Raw genomic sequence first — 22,502 nt, forward strand, 5'->3', positions numbered from 1 at the left:
GCCCGCGCCTCAGAGCGGCAGGAACGGACTCGGCGTGCCGTGCCAGCTCACGTACAGGCGCTCCCGTGCGCGCGTGCAGGCCACGTACAGCAGGGAGCGCTGCGCGTCGAGATCGGCCCGGTGCTGGTTCTCGTCGAGGTCGGCGCTGGTGACCCGGTCCAGCTGGGGCAGCGCGTCGGCCGTCGCGGCGAACACCGCGACGGCCCGGAACTCCAGCCCCTTGACCCCGTGCATGGTGGTCACCCGCACACCGTGCGCGGGGTCGGTGATCGAGTGCTCGCGCGGATGGAATATCCCCGCCGGAAGGGAGCGCGCCCGCAGATGGGCCGCCACCGAGTCGCGCAGCTTGTTGGTGCGCGCCGTCACGCAGACGTCGGCGGGCGCGATCCCCTCGGCCAGCCAGGCCCGCACCCGCTCGGCCAGCGCGTCCAGCTCGGCGGGCTCGTCGGGCGCACCGAACAGCTCGGGCTCGGGGCCGCTGAGAACGCAGCGTGCGGCCCCACCGGGCTCGGTGGCCGAGGAGTCGCCCAGCTCGGTCACCGGCCGCCCGCGCAGGATGCCGTCCGCCCAGGTCAGAATCTGCTCGGTGGTGCGGTAGTTCACCCGCAGCGGGAAGGAGCGGCCGACGATCTCGATGCCGAGCCGGCGGAAGGAGACGGTGTTGTCGTAGATGCGCTGCCGGTTGTCGCCGGCGATGAACATGTCGTTGGGCCCGCGGGGGACCGCGGCGCGCAGGGTGCGCCACTGCGCCGGGTGCAGGTCCTGGGCCTCGTCGACGACCAGGTTGGTGTAGGGCAGCTCGGAGCGCTCGTCGAGGATGCGGGCGGCCTCGGCGTGCAGGTCCTCTGCCGGCACCCGGCGGCTGGTGCGCATCATCGCCCGGACGCTGCTGATGGCGTGCCAGACCTCGCGGCGCTGGTCGGCGTCGAGCGGCGTGGTGCGCCCGACCCGCGCGTCGGGGTCGAGGTAGCCCTCCAGGGTGGTGATCCCGTGCGCGGTGACCACGTGCCGGTACTCCGAGAACAGGAAGTCGACCGGCCAGGGCAGGCGGTGCTGCCGGGTGTAGTTGGCGAAGATCCCGCGGGTGTCGGTGCGCAGCCGGACGTCGGGGTGGACCTCCTTGACCACGTCCAGCGCGAGCTTGTCGGTGGTGACCACGTCGACGTCCTCGACGAGCTCGGGCGGCAGCAGCAGCGCGAGGTTGCGCTTGAGCGACTCCACCAGGGCGTTGGTGAAGCTGGTCAGCAGCACCCGGCCGCCCAGCGGCAGGTGCTCGGCCAGGTGCTTGACCCGGTGCAGTGCGACGACGGTCTTGCCGGTTCCGGGGCCGCCCGAGACCTTCGCGGGTCCGTTGAACCGGGGGCGGTAGGCCAGTTCGCGCTGCATGGGGTGCAGGTAGATCCGCCAGGCGTTGAACTCGCCCGCGAGGACGTCCTCGATCTCCTGGTTGTCGTTGACGACGATGACCCGCTCGCGGGTGTGCCGGATGGCGGTGTCGTAGTCGTCGGGCGCCACGGCGCCGACGGCGGGGCGGCGCGGCACGACGACCTCGTCGCGCACCCGCTGCACCGAGTGGCCCTCGGCCAGGGCGCGCAGCACCTCGTACTGGTCCTGGGGCAGGGCGGGCGCCCAGCCGTGCAGTTCGTCGGCGGTGGCCACGCTGCGGCAGAAGTCGAGGATCTCGGGGTCGATGCCGAGCCGCTGGAGGTCGCGGTCGGTGATCCGGTCGAAGAGGAGGCCGGTGGTGTCGTCGGGGGAGGGGGTGGAGGCGGCGGGGAGCGGTGGGGGTGCCGCCTGCGGCGCCGAGCCGGGGTCTGCCCGGGCGGTGGGGCGCGCCGCGGCGGCGGGTGCCGGCGCGGCCTCGGGCCGCGGCGGCGCTGCGGCCGCGGGGCCGGCCGGACCCATGTCGGACTGTCCCAGGGCCGAGGCGTCGCGGCGTTCCAGCGTGCCCATGACGGGGTTGACGTCGTGGCGCTGGTCGCCGGCCCAGTCCGCGGCGGAGTCGCGGGGGAGCAGATGGACGAGGAGGAAGGTCTCTCCGGACTCCGGCGCCAGCATCACCCCGGTCCAGGAGTCGCTGATGCGGAAAGTGCGAATACGCGGATCCTGTCCTTTGGGAAGCGAGCGGATCCGCAGGTCGGGGTGGGCGAGCAGGGCGTCGAGCGAGAGTTCGCGGAATTTGCGCGTGGCCGCGAGCAGGCGCTCGCGCGTGGGCCTGTCGAGTTTGTCGTACTGCGGAAGACACGTCGCGTCGATCGCCAACTGCGGCATGGGCCTCCCTTTCGCGGGCGCATCAGCGCGGTGAATCCCGCACGTTCACTGCCATTCCCTTGTTGTTGTATCCGACGCTTATGACATTACGGCCGCATTTGGCCGATATTCCGCCCGATGCGCGGCCGCGCAGTCCACCGGCCCCGCTCCGGGCGGCGATCGGCCGCATACGGGGGGTTCACCAGCGGGGCCGAGTCCCCGCGCCGGCCGCGTCGCCCGCTCGTACCGCCTCCCGATCGGGCGCCCGCCGCCGCGGTATCGCCGGACAGCGAATACGCGGCCGGCCGCGGCGGAATCCGGACACAACCCGGGCCGCGAAAGGGACGGAGGGGTACCGTGTTGCCTTCGGACATCCTCCGTCGGCCGGAGTTTGCGGTCGAGAGGGCGCAGCCGGCAGAACTGCAGAGGTGGGCGTGCCAATGCCGCAGGAGAGGTCGAGCCAGCAGCGCGGGCCGGCCCGTCGGCCGCTGCTGCGCAGACTCACCGGCGGAGTGGTCGCCCCCGTCGCCTTCATCTCCTGCGCGCTGCTCCTGCAGATGGCCCCGGACCTGCTCGACGACTTTCCCCGCACCGTCGTCTGGGGGCTCTCCGTCACCGGCGCGGTGGCCACCGCCGCGGTCACCGTGGGCTTCGACTCGAACCGGGATGCGGGGGCCAAGCCGCCGCCGCTCGCCCCCAGGCAGCCGCAGATCGAGCTGCCGCCCTACAGCGAGCGCTTCACCGGCCATGCGGCCCTGATGGCTCGGCTGCGCCGCCACTTCCGCATCTTCCCCCGCGCGGGCGTGCGCGGCTTCCTCGACCTGCGGGCCAAGCTGCGCGACTCCCGCCGATCCCCGCTCGTGGTCGTGATCAGCGGAGCCCCGGGCACGGGCAAGACGCAGGTCGCGACCCAGATCGCGCACGAGGTGCTGGACCGCTTCCCCGACGGCGTGCGGTGGGTGGAGCTCTCCGGCGACCGGGAGCCCGACGAGACCGATACCGGCGAGGACTCCGGTGGCGGCCTCACCCGGGGCATCGGCCGGCGGATGCGGCGCATGTTCGACCGCGGTGCGCGCCGCGACTCCGACACCCTCACCATCGACGTGCCCGGGCCCACCCTGCCCCAGCGCGAGCCCCGTTCGACCGCGAAGGTCCTGGAAGCGCTGGTCCAGTCGATGCAGGGCCGCATCCCCTCCGGCGCCACCGTCGAGAAGCTGTCCAACACCTGGCGGGCGCTGACCTACAGCCGGCGGATGCTCGTCGTCCTGGACAACGCCAAGGACGCCGACCAGGTGTGGCCGCTGGTGCCCAGCGGGTCGCGCTGCGCCGTGCTGATCACCTCCCGGCGCGCCTTCGGCCACGCCGAGTTCGAGTTCGAGTCCTGCGAACTGGACGAGCTCGGCCAGCGCGAAGGCGAGGAGCTGCTCGACCGCATCGCGCCGGTGCAACTGGGCCCGGGCTCGCACGAGCTCGACCGGGTCCGGTGCGACCGCGCCGAGATCGTGCGGCGCTGCCACGGGCTGCCGCTGGCCATACGGCTGTGCGGCGGCCGGCTCGTCGAGCAGTCCGACCCGAGCCCGCGCGAGGTCCTGGAGGAGCTCGACGACTTCGTGCGCAGCCCGCTGCTGGACGGCCCGCACGGCTTCGCCGCCTCCTTCGCGTTCAGCCTCCAGCTGTGCGAACCCCAGGAGCGGCTGCTGCTCAAGCACATCGCCGACTCCGACCTGCGCAAGTTCAGCGACTGGTCGGCGGCGGTGCTGCTGGACGTGCCCCGCGACACCGCGGGCGCGCTCATCGACGGCCTGGTCCGCCGCTACCTCGTCCTGGCCACCGAGCGCAACGAGACCCGCGAGAACACCTTCCGCATCCACGACCTGGTGCGCGAGACGCTGCGGATGATCGACGCCCGCGAGTTGCGCCTCACGCAGTGGGAGCGCGACAACTGGGAGGGCGCCGGCGGCCGCGGCGCCGCCCGCCGCCTCGTCTCGGCCTACACCTGGCTGGTCGAACAGGCCGCGGCCGAGGTCACCCGCACCCACGACCCCGGTGTGCTGGGCCAGCGCACCGACATCACCCCCGCGCCGGGACTGCGGCTGGCGCCCACCGGAAGCCCGCGGCAGTGGCTCACCCAGGAGCGGGAGTCGCTGCTGATGTGCATGCGGCTCGCCGAGACCCACGACCTGCCGGAGCTGGGATGGCGGCTGGCGCACGCCTTCGCGGCGCTGTGCCAGGTGTGGCGGGTGTACTGGGCCGACTGGGAGCAGGCGACCCTGGTCCAGCTGCGCACCGCCTACCGGCTGGGCGACCGCCTGGCCGGAGGGCTCGCGCGGCTGGACCGCGCCGAGATCGCGGGCAAGATGGGCGACTACCAGGCCGGCATCGACGACGCCGAGACGGCGCGGCGGGTCTTCGAGCAGGCCGGCGACCGGGGCGCCGCCCGGTCCGGCGAAGCGTCCGACGCCGCATCCCCGCACTGGCGGGCGCGCGCCCGGCGCTCCCTCGGCGTCAACCTCCAGCGCCGCGGACACCTGGACGGCGGAGCCGAGGCCCTGAACACGGCCGAGCGGATCTTCGGCGAGGAGGGCGACCACTGGTGGAGGGCCCGGGTGCTGTGCGACCTCGCCGAGGTGCACGCCCAGCGGGGGAGGCGCCGCGACGCCGAGTACCGGTCGGGCTCCGCGTCCGACGGCGCCGAGCACCTCCGCGCGCAGAAGCTGCTCCAGTCGGCCTGCCGGATCTTCCGCGACGAGCAGGACTGGGACGAGCACAGCAACGCGCGGATCGCCCTCGCCGAGATCATGGCCGCCCGCGGGCGGGAGCTGAACGCGTGGTTCATGCTCGACGAGGTGCGCGAGTACTACCGGCGGGCCGAGGAGCGCTGGTACACCGCCCGCTGCCAGCGCGCCATGGCCGAGCTGGACACCGGCCGCCTGGACGAGCAGTGGCGCGAGGTCCGCCTGGCGCTCGACCCCGCCCGGGCCGAGTACAAGCGCGACCGCATCGAGGGCAAGGTGGCCCGCGAGGGCCGCCGGTTCCGGCTCGCGACGACGCAGGAGCACCTGCGCAGCTACCGGCACTACGAGAACGAGCTGCGCAACACCGCGCGCGGGTTCCTCGGCGAGTACTTCGACCAGACCCAGGAGTGGTTCGACCGGCTGCCCCGGGCCGGGCGCGCGGGCCAGCGGGCCGTGGCCGAGAAGCAGCGCCGGTGGTCGGTCGAGCAGCGGATCCGGATGCTGGAGGAGGCCGCCGCGACGCTGGCCGAGATGGGCGACACGTGGGGCAGGCACCGCACGGACCTGGCCCTGGGCAGCGTGCGGCTGACCGCCAAGGTGAGCGTCGACGAGTGCGCCGCCACGATGCGCGCCGCCGCCGAGGGCTTCGCCGAGCTCGGCGACCAGCTCTGGCACGCCCGCGCCCACCGCACCGCGGCCGAGGCGCTGACGGACGCCGGCTGCTCCCGCCACGCGCTGGTCGACGCGGAGTACGCCTACGAGGCGTTCCAGCGGCTGGGGGACCGCGTCGGCCGCATCGGCGCCGAGGAGCTCTTCGGCCGCCTGCTCGACGAGACCGGCAACACCGAGGCGGCGATCCGCCACCTCACCGCCGCCCGTGAGGAGGCCCGCGCGGTGGGTCTGGAGTGGCGCGACCGCGAGGCCCACCACCGCCTCACCCGCATACAGAACGGCCCTGCGGCGCCGCCCGAGCAGTTCCGCTGGGGAGTCGGCACCGCAGAGGCGCAGCCGGGCGGTGCCGCGCCGGCCGGCGGAGGCGCCGGGCCGGAAGGCCGGGACGGCCCTGCGGATGCGGAGGAGCCGCGCGCGGACGGCCTTTCCGTCCCCGCAGGCGGCGCCTCCGACGCGGGCGGTCCGCCGTCCGCGGCCGAACCCGCGACGGCCGGGCCCGATGCGCCGGGAGCGGGCGTGCCCGAGTCGGCCCCGCACGCGGAGGCGGCGGAGCACCCGAGCGCGGAGGGTCAGGGTCCAGGGGACGACCGGGAGGACTCGGCGGAGCGCGCGCTGCACGCGCCGCGTCAGCGCCGGCCCGGGAGCGCCGCGGAGGCGCCCGATGCCGGCGAACCGTCCTCGGGCTCCTCCGCCGACGCCGTATCCGGCGCCGACAGCGGCTCGGGCCCGGGCTGCCCGCCGCCGTCGCCGTGACCGCCGGCGCCCGCACGGCCGACCGCCTGCGCGCTTCGCCCCCGCGGCGAGCGAGGTCCGGGCCGTTGCGGGCCCGCTGAAGCGCTAGGGTCGGGCGGGCCGGACGGCAGTCGGGTGTTCCCGCCCCGCGGTGCCCCCTACGCAGGCGGTCGACGCGGGAGGCGGAAGTCGGTTCGTGGCGCACAGCGCCCCCGGGCGGGGCGGCGGTGACGGGAGAGCATATGAGACCGGGAATGTGGGCGGCCGCCGGCGTGGCGGGTGCGGCGGCGGCGCTGGGGCCCACCGCGTGGAGCTACCTGGCCAGCGGCGGGCGCCGTACGCGGCTCGGGCGGGTGCCCATCCGGCCGGTCGCGATCGTGCTCGGGGCGGCGGTGTGGCCGACCGGCCCCTCCCCGCTGCTGGAGGGCCGCATCGACATCGCCGCCCGGCTGTTCCGCGAGGGCACCGTGCGGGCGGTGCTCGTGTCCGGGGACAACCGGCCCGTGGCCAACCGCGAGACCGACACCATGGCCGCCGAGCTGGTCGAGCGCGGCGTGCCCGAGGACGCGGTCGTGGCCGATCCGCACGGCTACCGCACGTGGGACACCGCGGTCCGGGCGCGCGAGACCTACGGCGTGGACCGGGCGATCGTCGTCACCCAGGTCTTCCACCTGCCCCGCGCGGTCGCCCTGTGCCGGGCGGCGGGCGTGGACGCCTACGGTGTCGGCGACCCCAGCTTCCGGCGGCGGCCGCGTTCGACCGCGGTGGGCTACCTGCGCGAGATCGGCGCCAACACCAAGGCGCTGGGCGACGCCGTACTGCAGCCCGCGCCCGCCGTCGTCGAGCCGCCGCGCGGCGAGCTGCGGACCGCGCTGTCCTGACGCCCCCGCGCCGCGCCCGTCCACATCCGAAAGCGCCGGGTTGGCGGTGAGGGCGTCGGCACGGCGATAATGCGGGATATGGACGCGACGACGGGTTCCGGACCCCTGCACGGACTGGACGACATCGACTGGAGCGGGCTCGCTCCGCGCGGCGGCGAGATCCCCGGCCTCCTGCGCGACATCGCCGGGGGCGGTACCGCCGAGCGCGGGGTCGACGATGCGGTCGCCGCACTGTTCGACCTCGTCCGCTTCCCCGCTCCCGCTTACACGGCCGCGCCGCGGGTCGCCGACTTCCTCGTCTCCATCGCCTGCCACCCCGACACCCCCGCCGACTGGCGCTCGCGCCCGCTGAGCCTGCTGCTGGAGCTGCTGGCTCCCGCCGCGACCACGCTGGTGCCCCAGCGCCTCGACGACGCCCTCTGGCGCGACGAGGCCGCATGGGCCGCGGGCTCCGACGTCGACAAGGTCCGCGACCAGTACCGCACGTGGGTGCAGGAGGCCCCCGACGAGCAGCACTACCGAAGAATGCGCGTCCGGCTCGACACCGCCGCCCGCGACGGCGGGCCCGAGCTGCTCCAGGCCGAGCTGGCCGTCTACGACACCGTGCTGGCCCGCGCCGCCGACCTGCTGACGCTCCTCGACGGCCGCGACAACCGGCGCGGCATCGACCCTCCGGCCGAGTGGGCCTGCTACGTCCTCGCGTTCCTGCCCGGCGCCGCGGCCGAGGTCTACCCCGCCCTGCTGCGGCGGATCGGCAGGCCCGCCGACCTTTCCGGAGGCTCGTCCGGCTCCTCGGACGACCCGGTCTCCGCCGAGGTGTTCGCCCTGGGCATGCTCGCCCCGGCCGACGACCCCGCCGCCACGGTGGCGCTCGCACACGAGATGGCCGCGGGACACCTGTACAACTCCTTCACCGCGGCCGTGGCCATGGTGCAGATCCACGGCGAGAAGGCGCCCCAGGAGTGCTTCACCCGCATCGCCAACGGCCGCCGCGCCAGGCCGGGCTACCGCGGCCTCTTCGGCGACGCCTGGCCGCACTGCGGCGAGACCCCGCCCGAGTCGCTCGGCTTCCTGGCGCTGGGGCGCGCGGGCGGCCGGGGCGTCAGCGAGCGCCTCGGTGTGCTGCCCGCCGCGCTCGCCGAGGCGGAGGGCGCCACGCTCGCGGCGGTCGCCGGTGCCGCACTGGAGATGGTCCTCGGTCCGCGCAGCGCGGTCGAGGACGCCGTCGACCCCTCAGCGGACCTCGACGAGGACACGCTCAAGGTGCTGTGGGAGCTGGCCGAGCTGCCGGAGCGGACGTGGGAGAGCGCCGGGCTCGGCGAGACGGTCGCCGCCTGGGGCCTTCCCGAGGGCCGCGACGAGTTCCGCGCGTTCGCCGGGGTCGACGGCTCCGGCTCCGAGGACGGCGACGACGGCGGGACCGACGCCGCCGAGGGCGCGCAGGGGACCGCCGCACCGGGGTCCGCGGGTCCCCGGCAGGCGCCGCAGCCGGGCGGACTGCTCGGCCGGCTCTTCGGCGGAGGCCGCTGAGCCCCGCGGGGCGGCCGAGGGGCGGGTGGGCCCCGCCCCGGCCTGTCGGCGCGCGGGTCCGCGCCCGGCCGTGTCGTGACAGCGGAAAGGGGCCTCCGACATCGGCGTGCATCGACCGAGATCAGCACCGGCAGCCGGGAGGCCTTCCACGGCCCGCGTCGCCCGCGCCAACGCCACCCGGACACCACCGGCCGCCTGGCCCCGGCCCGCTGCGTCGAGGACGGTCGGCCCCTGCGCCCACCCGCCTCCCGAATTTTCAGCCTCACGGAGGAGAACGGCTACCGGGGCGCCGCCAGCGCCTCGCGGACGTCGGGTTCGCCGGGCCCGAGGAACTGCGGGTCCGGCCGGAGGAGGGCCTGGTAGAGGGCCGGGAACGCCGCCGGCACCTCGCGCACGTAGCCGTAGACCGTCGCCGTGGTCCGCACGGAGTAGCTGGAGTCGCCGACGCCCCGGGTGTCGATCCCGGCGCGGGAGCACAGCGCCACCGCGCGCGGCAGGTGGAAGTTCTGGGTGACGACCGACGCCGCCTCGACCCCGAAGATCCGCCGCGCACGCGTGCAGGTCTCCCAGGTGCTGAACCCCGCATAGTCGGCGACCACCTTGCGGCGCGGTACCCCGGCGGCGGCGAGGTAGTCGCGCATGGCGTCGGGCTCGTTGTAGGCGGCGACGCTGTTGTCCCCGCTCACCAGCACGGCGTCGACGAGCTTGGCCCGGTACAGCCGGGCGGCGATGTCGAGGCGGCGGGCCAGCAGCGTGGTCGGCGTGCCGTCGTCGCGCAGGCCCGCGCCGAGCACGATCGCCACCGGCCTGTGCCGTGCCTCGGCCGCGCCCGTCCGCTGGTCCAGCGTCGTCGCGTTCAGCCACGCGTAGGGCACCAGCCCGGCCACCGCCGCGACCAGGAGCAGGAGCGACCAGGCGCGCACACCCGGCGGGCGCCACCGCCCGGCGGGACGCCTGCGGCTCGCCGCTGCGGGCGGGTGCGGCGGCACTGCAGTCGGCACCGTCGGGGTGTCGGAGCCCGTGTCCGGGACGGGCGCCTCCTCAGGGGCGACGGCGGCGTCCGGGCGGCGGGAGGGCTCCGCGTACTCCGAGGGCTCGTTGCTCACAGTCACACCGACGATCCGGAGACGGATCGGGTTCCCGCCCGACCCGCGGGTGGCGACGTCTCGCCGGGCGTACCGCGGCCGTGCGGGGACTCTTTACGTCGCGCCCGCCCGCTTGCGCGCGGGTGCGCACCGGGGGCGCCAGGCGCGCCGCGCGCGGGCGCCGCCGTTGCGGGCGGGTGTTACCGGGGCTCCGGCGCGTCCTCGATGTGCTGCAGAGCGTCGCGCACCCGGCCGCCGCAGGCGGTGAGTGCGGCGGCGGCGCGGTCGGTGCCCGCTCCGGTGAGCAGGGTCACCAGCGCCACGCGGGTGTCGCCGTCGGCCTGTGTCAGGGCGGTGGCGCAGGAGTCCTCGTCCATGCCGCTGGCCTCGGCGAGGATGGTGACCGCCCGGCCGCGCAGCTTGGCGTTGGTGGCGTTGACCCCGACCATCAGGTTGGAGTAAGTGCGGCCCAGGCGCACCATCACCGCCGTGGAGAACGCGTTGAGCACGAGCTTCTGGGCCGTGCCCGCCTTCATCCGGGTGGAGCCCGCGATCACCTCGGCGCCGGTGTCGACGCCCACGTGCACGTCGGCGGCGTCGGCCAGCGGCGCCGCCGGGTTCGCGGTGACCAGCACGGTCGCCGCCCCCGCTCGCCGCGCGGCGCGCAGGGCGCCCGCGACGTAGGGGGTGCGCCCGCTGGCGGTCAGGCCCACCGCGAGGTCGCCCGCGCCGACGGCGCCGGCGTCGTCGCGGCCCAGGTCCTCGTCGTCCTCGATCCCCTCGGCCGCCCGCTCCAGTGTCGTGGCGCCTCCGGCGTGGTGGGCCAGGACCGTCTCGGGCGCGGTGCCGAAGGTGGGCGGAAGTTCGGCGGCGTCGGTGGTGGCGATGCGCCCGGGCGTGCCGGCGCCGAAGTAGTGGATGCGCCCCCCGCCCCGCAGCGCCTCGACACCCAGGTCGACCGCGCGGGCGAGGTCGGGCAGGACGGCGGCGACGGCGCGCGGCACTGTGGCGTCCTCTGCGTTGATCTCGCGCAGGATGCCCAGTGTGGTCAGCCGGTCGATGTCGTAGGTGGCCTGGTTGCGGCGCTCGGTGGGCACCCGCACGATCTCCAGGGGTGCCGGGACGGCGGCGGTGGCGCCGTCCCGGCCGGCGTCCTGCTGCGGCGTCATACCGCTCCATCTCCGTTCGCGCGCTGGTCAGAATCCTCGGTCGCCGGGGCGTCCGCAGTCGCGGCTTCGTCGGCGCGCGGACCGGGACGCCTGCGCTGCTCGCCGACGCGCAGGCCCCGCACCGCGTCGTAGGTGGTGGCCAGGGCACTGCGGCTGTCGGTGTAGCGGGACTGGGCGAGCCCTACGAACAAGCAGTCGATCACGGTCAGCTGGGCCAGCCTGCTGGCCGTGGCGCCCGAGCGGAAGGTGGTCTCGCGCGCCGCGGTGGTCAGGATGTAGTCGGCCGCCTCGCTGATGGGCGAGCGGGGGAAGTTGGTGACGGCGACGGTGGCGGCGCCGCGGCGCCGGGCCTCGGCGAGGGCGTTGATGGTGTCGATGGTCGTTCCGGTGTGCGAGACCGCCAGGGCGACGTCGTGCTCGTTCAGCAGGGCGGCGCTGGTGAGCATCACGTGGTTGTCGGACCAGGCGAAGGAGGTGACGCCGATGCGGTGCAGCTTCTGCTGGAGGTCGGCGGCCACGAACGCGCTGGCCCCCACGCCGTAGATGTCGATGCGGCGCGCCGCCGCCATGCGGTCGACGACCGCCTGGAGCACCTCGGTGTCCAGCTGGGCGGCGGTGTCCTCGACGGCCCGGGCGTCGGTGTAGGCGATCTTCTCGACGACGGTCACCAGCGTGTCGTCGGGGTTGATGTCGCCGGCGACCTCGCGCGCGCTGATTCCGGCGCCGCGCGCCTGCCCGGCCTCCGTGGCGAGCGCGAGGCGGAGCTCGCGGTAGCCGGTGAAGTCGATGGTGCGGCAGAACCGGATGACCGTGGCCTCGGAGGTGTCGCAGTCCTTGGCCAGCTGGGTGATGGACGAGGCCGCGACGCGCTCGGGGTCGTCGACGATCCGCTGGGCGACCCGCTGCTCGGCGGGTGCGAGCGAGGGGAGGAGGGAGCGGATGTGCAGCACCGTGGTGGGCGCCGGGGAGTCGCCGCGCGCCGCCGCCCCCGCGGGGGTGTCGTCCCGCGGTTCCCCGCCGTCGCCCGGGCCGGTCGGCTTCGCCGTCTTCGCCATGTTGGAAAGTTTCTTTCGGTCGGCATGTGCAGTCAATGCGTGGCTGGATACCCGCGGCCTCTCTCGGCCGTGTGCGCCCGACGTGCGAGCGGGCACCCGGAGAGTCACCCGTGCGGGCCGCTGGTATCCATGATCGCTTACGCGCGCCCGGGTGGGCAGGGGTCACTCCCGGGTGTGGACGATCACGGGCGCGAAACGGGGCGGGGGCGCTGCCGCAGGGCGCGCCGCGCCGCCTGCGCGGCGGGCCCGGGACGCAGGCGGCGTAGGGGGAAGGAAAGGAAGGGACACGAGCCGGGCCGCGGGGAATGCCGGCGCCGTTCGGGACGGCCGCTGTGGGAGTCCCCGCACCGGGACCGGACTCAGAGGCCGTATCGAGCCGGTCCCGCGTGCGGGGCGTGCCTGGCGGGGGTTGACCCTCCCCGGTTCGTCCCGCCAGGCACGGCGCGGCTCCGGGGAGCCGCGTTCCCCCACGAGCCGGCCGTCCTCCGGCCCCTGGGAGCCGAGACGCCCCCCAGCGGTCCCGGCCCGCATCGACGGCGTGTACCCGGCAGCGGGGAAGTACCAGCCGGGACCGCCTGGTATCCCACCTTGGCGCCACGGGCTTACATCGCGCTGGCGATTCACTTTCACCCGTGTGCCGTGCGCTTTCAGCCGCGCCGCGGCCCCACCGCGCCCTGGCGCGGCGCGCCACGTGGAAGCCGCGGCGTCGCGGCCGTGGTGCGGCCGCTTCCGGCTCCGCCCGCCGCGCCGAGCGGGCCGCCGCCCGCAGTCGGCCCGCGCGGAATAGGCTCGTCGGCATGGCGCAGCAAGTCGTGGTCGGACTCGACGCCGGCGGCACCTCCACCCGGTGCGCGGCGGTCTCACCCGAGGGCGGGCTCCTGGGCTACGGACGGGCGCCGGGTGCCAACAACCTCTCCGGCGGCGACCCGGCGGCCGCCCTCGCCCAGGCGCTGCGCGGCGCCCTGTCGGGAATCCCCGGCGCCGAGGTCTCCCACGCCGTCTTCGGCCTGGCGGGCGCCGCCACGGCCGGGCGCGAGCGGTCGGCCGAGGTCGCGCAGGAAGCCTGGGACGGCCTCGGCCTGCCGGGGGCGCCGCGTGTCACCGACGACATCGCCGTCGCCTTCGCCGCCGGCAGCGCAGCCGACGTCGGCGCCGTACTCATCGCGGGAACCGGAGCGGTCGCGGCGCGCGTGCGCAGCGGCGCTGTGGTGCGCCGCAGCGACGGCAACGGCTGGCTGCTGGGCGACGAGGGCTCAGCGGTGTGGCTGGCCCTCGCGGGCCTGCGTGCGGCGCTGGCGGCACTCGACGGACGCGGCGGCCCCACGTCGCTGTGCGAGCGGCTGGCCGCGCGGCTGAAGGTGCCCGCGCACGACCCGGGGGCGCTGGTGCGCGCCGCGCACGCCCGCGCCCCGGCCGAACTGGGCGGGCTCGCTCCGGAGGTCGGCGCGGCGGCGGCCGCGGGCGACCCGGCCGCGGTGCGGGTCGTCGCCGATGCCGCCCGGCACCTGCTGGCCTCCCTCGCCGCGGTCGAGCCCGACGTGGGCGGCGAACCGGTCGTGCTGGCCGGCGGCGTACTGGAGGAGGGGCCGGTCGCCGACGCCGTCCGCGACGGACTGCGTGAGCGCGGCTGCGCCGAGCCCCTGCGGGCGGCGGACGGCGCGCTGGGCGCGGGCCGGCTGGCCCTGCGGGACCGCGGGTCGCCGCCGCAGGCGCACGCGGCGCTGCTGCGCCACGCCGTCCGCTAGCGCGGGCCCGGTCCTGGGGCCCCGCTTGACTCGCGGGCGGTGGCCCGATCACCCGGTGTAAAACTCGATCTGCTCAAAATGGCAAATATCGTTCGCGGGGGGCGTCATCGGGGTCCGCGAGTCGCTATCGTCGTCTGCATGTCTGACAAGAACGAGAAAGAGCAGGGCGACCCCGCCGGCTCGACCATGATGTTCCGCCGCTTCGTGGCGGACAACAACGAGCCCGACGCGGCTCCGAAGCGGCCGATCACCCCCTACGTCCTCGCGGGCGTGGGTGCGGTCCTCGCCATCGGCATCATCGTGGCCGTGGTCGTCACGTGGTCCTGAGCGGGGCGGCCGCGGAAAGCGGATCCGCGGCCCTCACCCACCGGGCGCGGCGGAGTGGGGGCCGCGCGATCGTGCGCGGCGTATTCGGTTCGCGGGCGATCCCGGAGGCTGCTATCGTTTAACGCGTCGCGAGCCCGGACCGGCGCAGCAGCGCCTCGCGGGCGTTCCGACAAGCGCCATTAGCTCAAGTGGCAGAGCAACTGACTCTTAATCAGTGGGTTCAAGGTTCGAGTCCTTGATGGCGCACCCTCTTCCGCAGGTCATCGCCCCTTGTAGGGCTATGAGACGCCCGATGTCGTGGGCGCCGATGCTCCGCGGGTGCTCTTATGTCGCCACCGCGTTGATCCCCCAGGCCAGCGCCCATCCGGCCACCTGACGACGGTTGGCAGCGCCGTCCCCACTGGAGTGAACCGGAGCGCGCGGCACGCTCCGGCCGAGCCGTCCCGATCCTCCGATCCACGGCGCCCTGCCCGGCTGGACCGGGCACGCCGCGGCCGAGCCCCGACCTGCCTTGATCCACCATCGGAGTCGATCCGCGCCGCCTATCGCGGTGGACGCACCGGGTGCTGATCGGGCCGTCTCCGCCGATGCGCTCCCCAGCGGGAGTCGGGGCGCCAGTGATGCTGCGCATACGCACCCGGCATGGGCGGGTCTTCGAAGGGCCCGACTCGCGCTCAGGCCCCCGCGGCTGACCTCGCCGACGGCGTCCGCACACGCGGGGGAGGCTCACCGGAGGTCACAGCAGTTCAGTCATACAACCGCGATCCCCGCGATCCCGTCCCGGCCTGTCCTCGGAAAGCGGAAGACCGGCAGCGGCCGGTAGGTGGTATTGAACTCTCGGGCCCCAGCGCAGTGCGGCGCTGGGGCCCTCGACGTGCGTTCAGGAGAAGGAAGATAGCGCTTGACCCGGGCAGGCTCGCAGCGACGTCGGCTTCGAGGAGGTACGCCTCATGATCAAAAGGATCAGCGGATCGAGACTCGCGGGCGACGCCCAGCGAGGGAAGTGGTCAGCATAGCGCGGACGGCATCAAGAAGCGGGGCTGATGTGCGGGTGCCCCGGACTTGCGCGCCGGGTCGCGCCAAGGCGCCGGGATCACCTCTCGCCCGCGTCCAGCAGGCCGCGGCGGAAGCCCGCTGCGACGGCGGCGGCTCGGTCGTTGACGCCGAGTTTGGTGTAGATGTGCAGGACGTGGGTCTTGACCGTGGCTTCGCTGATGAACAGGCGGGCCGCGGCCTCTCGGTTGGTGGAGCCGGCGGCGATGAGCCGGAGGATCTCCAGTTCCCGGTCGCTCAGTGACACGGCCGGCTCGCGGACCCTGCCCACGAGGCGACTCGCAACCAGCGGGGAGAGCACGGTCTCGCCGCGCGCGGCCAGCCGGACGGCGCGCGCCAGGTCTTCGGGCAGGGCGTCCTTGAGGAGGTAGCCGGTGGCCCCGGCCTCGATAGCGGGGCCCACGTCGCTGTCGGTCGCGTAGGTGGTCAGGACCAGAACGCGGGCGGGCAGCCCCAGTCGGGCCAGATCGCGGATGGCGTCCACACCTCCCGTGCCCGGCATGCGCAGGTCCATGAGGACCACGTCGGGCTTCGAGGTCCGCGCCAGCTCGACGGCGCGGGCGCCGTCACCGGCCTCCCCCACCACTTCGAAACCCGGGTCACCGGCGAACATGCCTCGGATGCCGTCCCGGACGACGGGGTGATCGTCGGCGATCAGCACGCGGACGGGAGCTTCATTCACCGGCGGTCTCCCTCGAAACGGCCGGAAGGGCGGCGGAGACCGCCGTCCCGGTACCGGGTTCGGACTCGATGTCGAGGGTGCCTCCCAGCCGGGTCACCCGCTGCCTCATCGACGTCAGGCCGAACCCGCCGGTTGCGCCGTCGTCACCGCGCGCGCTCGCGGGGCTGAGCACCGCCTCCGGACCCGCGGCCGTCTCGAAGCCTATACCGTCGTCGCGCACGTCCAGCACGACCAGGTCCTCCATGTACGACAGGGTCACCCCGACGCGGCCGGCCCCGGCGTGCCTGGCCACGTTGGCCAAGGCCTCCTGGACGGCGCGGAGCAGGACCGCCTCGACCTCCGCGTTCAAGGGGCGGACCGGTCCGGTGGCCGTGAATTCCACGCGGGGCCCGTTGAGCCGGGACCACTCGGCGGTGAGGTCGGCCAGGGCGTCGGGCAGTCGGGCGGTCTCCAGGGGCGCCGGCCCTAAGGCGTGCACGGACCTGCGTGCCTCGGCCAGGTTCTCGCGGGCCAGCCGGATGGCGTCGGCGACCCTGAGCCGCCACTCGGCACGGTTGCGCTCCGCCGCCTCAGCGACATCGGCGGCGCCGTCGGCGGTTTCGGAGCCCGCCGAAGCTCCCGTGGCGGTCCCCGCGGCTCGTTCGGCCGCCTGGAGTTGGGTGATGATTCCGACGAGCCCTTGTGCCAGGGTGTCGTGGATCTCCCGAGCCATGCGCTCCCGCTCGTCGTGCGCCCCGGCTTCGCGCGCTTGGACCAGCAGTTGGGCGTGGAGGCCGTCGTTCTCGCGGATGGTCTCGCGCAGCCGCTCCACCATCCGCCTGCGCTCGTCGCTGCGCTCCGCGGTGGTCTCGCCGAGGTGGCTGAACACCGCGACCAGGGCGACCAGAGCGGCGACGAAGAACAGGTACAGCAGGACCGACGAGGGGGTGGGGGCGGGAAGCCCGCCCATGTAGGCGGTGACGGTGATGGCGGCGGTGGCGGTGACTCCCACGAACCTCCACCGGCCTTGGAGGAGCTGCCAGGAGTACAGGTAGCCCGTGAAGCCGAAGAAGCCCGCAAACCAGACGGAGCGGATGCTGAGCACGGCGATCATCACGACCAGGGTGGCGACGAAGGCGGCCATCACCCGCGGGCGGGCGGTCCAGTCGGCGTTCAGGCCGGTCATCGTCCAGATGAGAGCCGCCGTGAGGGCCACGAGGCCCAGCGTCACCGGCATCCGCGCCCAGGGAAGGTCATGGGTGGCCAGGGTCAGGACGGTGGAGGCCGCCAGGAGGACGTAGGGCACGGCGCCCACCAGGCTGCGCACCCGCTCTTCCCGCAGGTCGAGGTCGCGTTGCGGCGTCGTCTCCATGCTCACTCCCAGCGGAAGTACCTGGCCGCGACGAAGCTGAGGACCACGGCGTACACGGCCATGGTGACCAGGGGCAGGGGAGCGAGGACCCCGCCGCTCCAGACGCCGTGGAGGCTCTGCCGCAGAGCGCCCATCGGGGTGTACCGGCCGATGGAGGCCAGGATATCGGGCATCCGGTCGGCGGGCTGCATGAGTCCGCCCAGGTAGGCCAGCGGGAAATAGAGCAGGACGCCGAATCCGTTGGCGGATCGCCCGTTGGAGGCGAGCGCCGCGATGAGCAGGCCGACGGAGAACATCGCCGCCGTGCCGAGCGCGGAGGCCGCCAGGAACCCCGCGGGTCCGGGGGCGTGCGCACCGAGGACGCCGATGCCAACGAAGAGCAGCAGGGCTACCGCGGCCGCGGTCAGCACCAGTTGGAGCAGGAGTTGCACGGTGAGGAGGTTGCCGGGGCGGACCGGGGTCACCGAGAGCCTGCGCAGGATCCCCCTCTCCCGGTAGGTGGCCAGGGTGGTGGGCAGCAGGTACAACCCGACCAGGCCGATGGCAATGGTGACCGCCATCGGCAGGAGGACGGTGTCCCCCTCCGTGATCTCACCACCGAAGACCACGAGGATGAAGAGCGGAATGAGCAGCGTGAACGCGGCTCCGGGTTCGCGTACCAGCAGCTTGGTCTCGACGGCGGTGAGCTTGGCGAGGATCTTCACGGCGGTTCTTCCGTACGTGGGTGTGCAGGGGCGTCCGGGTCCGGGCCGGGGCCGGTCAGGCGTCGCTGGAGCGGCCGGTCAGCGCGATGAACGCGTCGTCCAGGGTGCGCTTGTCGACGCGCAGGTCGCGCACGAGAACGCGTTCGCGGGCCAGGTGGGCGGTGACGAGGGCGGCGAAGTCGCCCCGCCCGGCCACGACGACCAGGTCGCCGGTGCGGGACACCGAGGTCACGCCGTCGAGGCTTTCCAGCGGGCGGCTCGGCTCGGCGGCGCTGCCGTTGACGAGCCGGAAGCTCATCCGGTACTCCGCGTCTGTGCCCTCGATCAGTCCCTGAGGGGTGTCGAGGGCGACGACGGCGCCCTTGTCGAGGACCGCGGCCCGGTCGCACAGCTCTTCGACCTCGTCCATGAAGTGGCTGACCAGGATTACGGTCACACCCTCGGCGCGTACGCGCTTGACCAGATCCCAGGTGGTCTGGCGGGCCTGGGGGTCGAGCCCGGTGGTGAGCTCGTCGAGGAACGCGACCTTCGGGTTTCCGACCAGGGCCAGAGCGATGAACAGGCGCTGCTTCTGCCCCCCGGACAGCTTCGCGAACCGCGCGCCGCGCTTGTCCGCGAGTCCCCACCGCTCCAGCAGCTCCCGCCAGTCGCGGGGCCTGGCGTAGAACGAGGCGTAGAGGTCGAGTGCCTCCCACACCTTGATGTTCTCGGGCAGCTGTGTGTTCTGCAGCTGGACGCCGATGTGCTCCCGCAGCTTTGAACCCTGCCGGAGCGGATCGGACCCGAGCACCCGCACCGCCCCGGAGTCAGGACGCCGCAGGCCCTCCACACATTCCACCGCTGTCGTCTTGCCCGCCCCGTTGGGACCGAGGATTCCGAAGACCTCCCCCTCCTCCACGGAGAAGGAGACCCGCCTCAGGGCCGTCTGGTCGCCGTACCTCTTGCTGATCTCCTGGACCTCGATGACTGCCATGGCCTCAAGCCTGGCCGGTCGCTGCCTGCGGCGAATCGCCCTTCCGGCCTCGGTCTCCGCGGATCCGGCCGACCCCCGGTATCCACCGAACGGTGGATACCGCCCCTGCCGCCTCCGTATCGGCGGCCGATGCGCCGACCCGGAGGCGGCCCGTCTTTAACCCGACCGGCGACCGCAGACGGTCGGTTCAACGGGCGGGCAGCCCGTTCACCAGTCGCGCAAGCACCGCAGGCGAGTAGCCCGCGTCGCCTTTGTCGCCCAGTCCGAGCGGGCCGGCGGCGGCGATACGGTCGCCGATGCGCCAGATGCGGGCGGCGCGGGAGGAGGGCCTGCTGGGCCGCGTCCAGTCGGCGCCATCGCGATCCGTTGGCGCGGCGGTGGGTGCGGATGGTGCGCGCGGTGAGGTTCAGCGACCGGTGTGACAACGGCAGGCAGGCACGGTAGAACAGCATCGGAGTCCCTGGTTCGGGTTTTCTTGGTCGTTAACTCACTTACCAGGGACTTCTTTGTGTCCGGAGCGGATTCGCAGGGCCGGTACGGGGCTGTTGTGACCTGGACGCTCAGGAATACTCTTGATCAGTGGTTCAAGGTTCGAGTCCTTGATGGCGCACCACCCTTCACGTTTCGTAACGGCCGACCGTCCTACGGGGGCACCAGTGGTGCTCTCGTTGAGTAGCGGTCGGTCGTTCTTGCGCGCCCGGCGCCGGTCCGCGAGACTCCTTTTCCTCCGGCCCGCGACTTCGCTCGCTGCGCGCGCTACACCCTTCACGCGGATCCGCGTGTTCGAATGCCGACGTGCCGCGCGCGCTCGGCGAGCGGGAGGGCACGTCCGATCCGCGGCGGCTTCCCGCCGATACCGAGGGCGGACCGCGGTTCCGGCCCACGCAGCGCGGTTGCACCCATGATTACGCGTTGTGTATCGATAGTTTCGGACTACTTGGCGTCGGCCGGTAATGAGAGGCCGACCTGCCGTTCGGACCGGTTTCGGTGAGTAATGGACGAACCTGCATGTTTGCGCTCACTTGCAGGTCCCGGCGTGAGGCAGGTCTCATCAGGGTATTGACCAAGTCATACCGCGTGCGTAGATTCGACCGCCAGAGATTGCGAGATTCTGGCCGATAGTTTCGGTCGGCGTTTTTCCGCTGACGTGCCGCAGACCCCCTGTCCAGAGCCCTCATGAGCCGCCGAACCCCCCGGTCGCCCCGCCGGCCGCGGTGACCCGCAGCGGCGGACCGTTCCCCCTCGGTCCCCACCCTGGAGGAGAGCCATGCACGAACCCGACCAGACGGCCCCCGAGGCGCCCGACCGCCTGCGCGTGGCCGTCGTCGGTACGGGCAACATCGCCCGGTTCCATGTCGAGGCGCTGCAGTCGATGCCGGAGTCGGCGTCGCTCGTGGCGGCCGTCGACGTCGATCCGGACAACCTCGCGTTGTTCACCGACCGCTACGGCATCCCGCAGCGCTACGGCGACCTGGACCGGATGCTGTGCGAGGTCCGGCCCGACCTGGTCCACCTGTGCACACCCCCCGGAATGCACCACGGCCAGGTCCTGGCCTGCCTCCGCAGCGGCGCGAGCGCGGTGGTGGAGAAGCCGCCGGCGCTCAGCCTCGCCGAGATGGAGGAGATGGCCGCCGCCGAAGGCCCGATCGGGCAGGGTCCCTGGGTCGCGACGGTGTTCCAGCACCGGTTCGGCTCGGGCGCGCGGCGCGTGCGCGCGCTGGCCGAGTCCGGGGAGCTGGGGCGGCCGCTGGTCGCCGTCTGCCACACCCACTGGTTCCGCGACCAGGCCTACTTCGACGTGCCCTGGCGCGGCCGCTGGGACACCGAGGGCGGCGGTCCGACCATGGGCCACGGCATCCACCAGATGGACCTGCTGCTGGCGCTGCTGGGCGACTGGACGGAGGTGTCGGCCACCGCCCGGCGCCAGGCCAGGGTGATGGAGACCGAGGACGTCTCCATCGGCCACATCTGCTTTGCCAACGGCGCTGTGGCGGCCGTGGTCAACAGCGTGCTGTCGCCGCGCGAGGAGAGCTACATCCGCATCGACTTCGAGCGGGCAACCGTCGAGCTGCGCCACCTCTACGGCTACGGCGACGACGACTGGACGATCACCCCCGCTCCCGGGTTCGAGGAGCGGGTGAAGGCGGCCTGGGAGGCCGGCGAGTCGGGGGTGAACAGCGGCCACGCGGCCCAGGTCGCCCACGTGCTCTCGGCGCTGCGGGCCAAGGAGGCTCCGCCGGTCTCCGCCACCGACGCGCTGCGCACCATGCGGCTGGTCGCCGGCATCTACGCCTCGGCGGCCCAGCACCGGACGGTCACCGTCGGCGAACTGCGCCGGGGGACCCGGTACTACGAACGCATGCACGGAGGCGGCTCACCATGGTAAGCGCTATCCGTGCTGGTCGCCGCCCCCGGCGGACCGCTGTGCCCTGCCTGTGGGCGCGGGCGGAACAACACACCGGCGGATTTCCGCTCACATGTGCGGTAAGCGCTCTCCAAGAGTGTCGGCCGCACTCCGCCCTCAGCGGCGCCGCCCGTCCCGGAAGGGAGGCGGCATGCGCGCACTCGTGATCCGCCGGCTCCTCTACATGGTGCCGACCCTGTTCGCCATCTCCCTGGTGGCGTTCATGATCATCCAGTTGCCCCCGGGGAACTTCCTCACCACCTACATCGCCGACCTGGCGGCACGCGGCCAGTCGGTCGACCAGAGCCAGATCCGGGCGCTGGAGGAGCGCTACGGCCTCAACGATCCCCTCGCCGTGCAGTACTTCCGCTGGATCGGCGGAATCCTGCTGAACGGCGACTTCGGCCAGTCCTTCCTCTACCAGCGCGACGTCTCCTCACTCATCTGGGACCGCATCGGCATCAGCGTCGCGCTGGCCGTCGCCACCATCCTGCTGAGCTGGGTCCTGGCCTTCCCGATCGGCGTCTACTCGGCCGTGCGCCAGCACTCGCTGGGCGACTACGCCTTCACCTTCATCGGGTTCGTCGGCCTGGCCACCCCCAACTTCATGCTCGCCCTGCTCTGCGTCTGGATCGCCTTCGCCTACTTCGGCGAAAGCATGGGAGGCATCATCTCGCCCGAGTACGCCGACTCCGCGTGGAACCTCGGCAAGGTCCTCGACGTGGTCTCCAACCTGTGGATCCCGGTGCTGATCATCGGTACCGCGGGGACGGCGGCGCTGATCCGCGTGCTGCGCGCCAACCTGCTCGACGAGCTGCGCAAGCCCTACGTCACCACCGCCCGGGCCAAGGGGCTGCCCGAGTGGCGGGTCCTGCTCAAGTACCCGGTGCGCATGTCGCTGAGCCCGTTCATCAGCACCGTGGGCTGGGTGCTGCCCACCATCGTCGGCGGCGAGGTGATGGTCTCCATCGTGCTGAGCCTGGACACGACCGGTCCGCTGCTGATGCAGGCGCTGCAGAACCAGGACATGTACCTGGCCGGCGCGTTCATCCTCGTGCTCGGCGCGCTGACGCTCGTCGGGACACTGCTGTCGGACTTACTCCTGGCCTGGTGGGATCCGCGCATCCGCCACGCACAGGCCGAGGAGGCCTGAC

The 22,502-nt window shown here is 73.6% G+C and carries 15 protein-coding genes and 1 tRNA gene; 8 read left to right on the top strand and 8 right to left on the bottom strand.

What is annotated here, in order from left to right:
- Positions 1 to 9: 9 nt before the first annotated feature.
- On the bottom strand, positions 10 to 2,271 hold the full coding sequence (locus ABEA15_RS09070) for a UvrD-helicase domain-containing protein (protein WP_345556269.1): 2,262 nt from the start codon (positions 2,269 to 2,271) through the stop codon (positions 10 to 12).
- A gap of 419 nt (positions 2,272 to 2,690) precedes the next feature.
- Here ABEA15_RS09070 and ABEA15_RS09075 point away from each other — a divergent pair, with 419 nt between their 5' ends.
- From ABEA15_RS09075 to ABEA15_RS09085, 3 genes are all read left to right on the top strand, one after another.
- Positions 2,691 to 6,410 (top strand): NB-ARC domain-containing protein, encoded by a 3,720-nt coding sequence (locus tag ABEA15_RS09075; protein WP_345556270.1) that lies wholly within the window; start codon positions 2,691 to 2,693, stop codon positions 6,408 to 6,410.
- Positions 6,411 to 6,631: 221 nt separating this feature from the next.
- Positions 6,632 to 7,270, top strand: coding sequence for a SanA/YdcF family protein (locus ABEA15_RS09080; protein WP_344143464.1), 639 nt, complete (start codon positions 6,632 to 6,634; stop codon positions 7,268 to 7,270).
- A 78-nt stretch (positions 7,271 to 7,348) separates the two neighbouring features.
- Positions 7,349 to 8,800 carry a hypothetical protein gene (locus ABEA15_RS09085; protein WP_345556271.1) on the top strand — a complete coding sequence of 484 codons (1,452 nt, stop codon included), beginning with the start codon at positions 7,349 to 7,351 and terminating at the stop codon, positions 8,798 to 8,800.
- Between the two features lie 278 nt (positions 8,801 to 9,078).
- Here the strand turns inward: ABEA15_RS09085 and ABEA15_RS09090 are convergent, their stop codons facing one another.
- From ABEA15_RS09090 to ABEA15_RS09100, 3 genes are all read right to left on the bottom strand, one after another.
- On the bottom strand, positions 9,079 to 9,912 hold the full coding sequence (locus ABEA15_RS09090; protein WP_345556272.1) for a SanA/YdcF family protein: 834 nt from the start codon (positions 9,910 to 9,912) through the stop codon (positions 9,079 to 9,081).
- A 173-nt stretch (positions 9,913 to 10,085) separates the two neighbouring features.
- On the bottom strand, positions 10,086 to 11,054 hold the full coding sequence (locus tag ABEA15_RS09095) for an N-acetylmuramic acid 6-phosphate etherase (protein WP_344143461.1): 969 nt from the start codon (positions 11,052 to 11,054) through the stop codon (positions 10,086 to 10,088).
- Positions 11,051 to 12,109: a MurR/RpiR family transcriptional regulator gene (locus tag ABEA15_RS09100; RefSeq protein ID WP_345556273.1), complete on the bottom strand. Its 1,059-nt coding sequence runs from the start codon at positions 12,107 to 12,109 to the stop codon at positions 11,051 to 11,053. The genes ABEA15_RS09095 and ABEA15_RS09100 overlap by 4 nt, the downstream gene beginning before the upstream one ends.
- Positions 12,110 to 12,906: 797 nt before the next feature.
- Here ABEA15_RS09100 and ABEA15_RS09105 point away from each other — a divergent pair.
- From ABEA15_RS09105 to ABEA15_RS09115, 3 genes are all read left to right on the top strand, one after another.
- The gene (locus ABEA15_RS09105; RefSeq protein ID WP_345556274.1) at positions 12,907 to 13,854 is read left to right on the top strand and encodes a BadF/BadG/BcrA/BcrD ATPase family protein; all 948 of its coding nucleotides are present in this window, start codon (positions 12,907 to 12,909) and stop codon (positions 13,852 to 13,854) included.
- A gap of 138 nt (positions 13,855 to 13,992) precedes the next feature.
- Positions 13,993 to 14,181: a hypothetical protein gene (locus tag ABEA15_RS09110; protein WP_344143458.1), complete on the top strand. Its 189-nt coding sequence runs from the start codon at positions 13,993 to 13,995 to the stop codon at positions 14,179 to 14,181.
- A 173-nt stretch (positions 14,182 to 14,354) separates the two neighbouring features.
- Positions 14,355 to 14,427 (top strand) — tRNA-Lys (locus ABEA15_RS09115).
- 847 nt (positions 14,428 to 15,274) lie between these two features.
- Here the strand turns inward: ABEA15_RS09115 and ABEA15_RS09120 are convergent.
- From ABEA15_RS09120 to ABEA15_RS09135, 4 genes are read right to left on the bottom strand one after another with little or no spacing between them, the layout of a single operon-like run.
- Positions 15,275 to 15,916: a response regulator gene (locus ABEA15_RS09120; protein WP_344143457.1), complete on the bottom strand. Its 642-nt coding sequence runs from the start codon at positions 15,914 to 15,916 to the stop codon at positions 15,275 to 15,277.
- The gene (locus tag ABEA15_RS09125) at positions 15,909 to 17,267 is read right to left on the bottom strand and encodes a sensor histidine kinase (protein WP_345556276.1); all 1,359 of its coding nucleotides are present in this window, start codon (positions 17,265 to 17,267) and stop codon (positions 15,909 to 15,911) included. Before ABEA15_RS09125 ends, ABEA15_RS09120 begins: the two co-directional genes overlap by 8 nt.
- A gap of 2 nt (positions 17,268 to 17,269) precedes the next feature.
- Positions 17,270 to 17,971, bottom strand: coding sequence for an ABC transporter permease (locus ABEA15_RS09130; RefSeq protein WP_345556277.1), 702 nt, complete (start codon positions 17,969 to 17,971; stop codon positions 17,270 to 17,272).
- 55 nt (positions 17,972 to 18,026) lie between these two features.
- The gene (locus ABEA15_RS09135) at positions 18,027 to 18,944 is read right to left on the bottom strand and encodes an ABC transporter ATP-binding protein (protein WP_345556278.1); all 918 of its coding nucleotides are present in this window, start codon (positions 18,942 to 18,944) and stop codon (positions 18,027 to 18,029) included.
- A gap of 1,267 nt (positions 18,945 to 20,211) precedes the next feature.
- On the opposite strand from ABEA15_RS09135, the gene ABEA15_RS09140 reads away from it, so the two are divergent.
- Both ABEA15_RS09140 and ABEA15_RS09145 read left to right on the top strand, forming a co-directional pair.
- On the top strand, positions 20,212 to 21,330 hold the full coding sequence (locus ABEA15_RS09140) for a Gfo/Idh/MocA family protein (protein WP_344143452.1): 1,119 nt from the start codon (positions 20,212 to 20,214) through the stop codon (positions 21,328 to 21,330).
- Positions 21,331 to 21,499: 169 nt separating this feature from the next.
- Positions 21,500 to 22,501, top strand: coding sequence for an ABC transporter permease (locus tag ABEA15_RS09145; protein WP_344143450.1), 1,002 nt, complete (start codon positions 21,500 to 21,502; stop codon positions 22,499 to 22,501).
- Position 22,502 lies beyond the last annotated feature (1 nt).

The organism is Streptomonospora halophila (assembly GCF_039542725.1).
Classification (GTDB): Bacteria; Actinomycetota; Actinomycetes; order Streptosporangiales; family Streptosporangiaceae; genus Streptomonospora; species Streptomonospora halophila.

Bases quoted from the DNA above. Each gene is read 5' to 3' on its own strand.
- ABEA15_RS09070 (WP_345556269.1), bottom strand. From the start codon at position 2,271: ATGCCGCAGTTGGCGATCGACGCGACGTGTCTTCCGCAGTACGACAAA.
- ABEA15_RS09075 (WP_345556270.1), top strand. From the start codon at position 2,691: ATGCCGCAGGAGAGGTCGAGCCAGCAGCGCGGGCCGGCCCGTCGGCCG.
- ABEA15_RS09080 (WP_344143464.1), top strand. From the start codon at position 6,632: ATGAGACCGGGAATGTGGGCGGCCGCCGGCGTGGCGGGTGCGGCGGCG.
- ABEA15_RS09085 (WP_345556271.1), top strand. From the start codon at position 7,349: ATGGACGCGACGACGGGTTCCGGACCCCTGCACGGACTGGACGACATC.
- ABEA15_RS09095 (WP_344143461.1), bottom strand. From the start codon at position 11,054: ATGACGCCGCAGCAGGACGCCGGCCGGGACGGCGCCACCGCCGCCGTC.
- ABEA15_RS09100 (WP_345556273.1), bottom strand. From the start codon at position 12,109: ATGGCGAAGACGGCGAAGCCGACCGGCCCGGGCGACGGCGGGGAACCG.
- ABEA15_RS09105 (WP_345556274.1), top strand. From the start codon at position 12,907: ATGGCGCAGCAAGTCGTGGTCGGACTCGACGCCGGCGGCACCTCCACC.
- ABEA15_RS09110 (WP_344143458.1), top strand. From the start codon at position 13,993: ATGTCTGACAAGAACGAGAAAGAGCAGGGCGACCCCGCCGGCTCGACC.
- ABEA15_RS09125 (WP_345556276.1), bottom strand. From the start codon at position 17,267: ATGGAGACGACGCCGCAACGCGACCTCGACCTGCGGGAAGAGCGGGTG.
- ABEA15_RS09135 (WP_345556278.1), bottom strand. From the start codon at position 18,944: ATGGCAGTCATCGAGGTCCAGGAGATCAGCAAGAGGTACGGCGACCAG.
- ABEA15_RS09140 (WP_344143452.1), top strand. From the start codon at position 20,212: ATGCACGAACCCGACCAGACGGCCCCCGAGGCGCCCGACCGCCTGCGC.
- ABEA15_RS09145 (WP_344143450.1), top strand. From the start codon at position 21,500: ATGCGCGCACTCGTGATCCGCCGGCTCCTCTACATGGTGCCGACCCTG.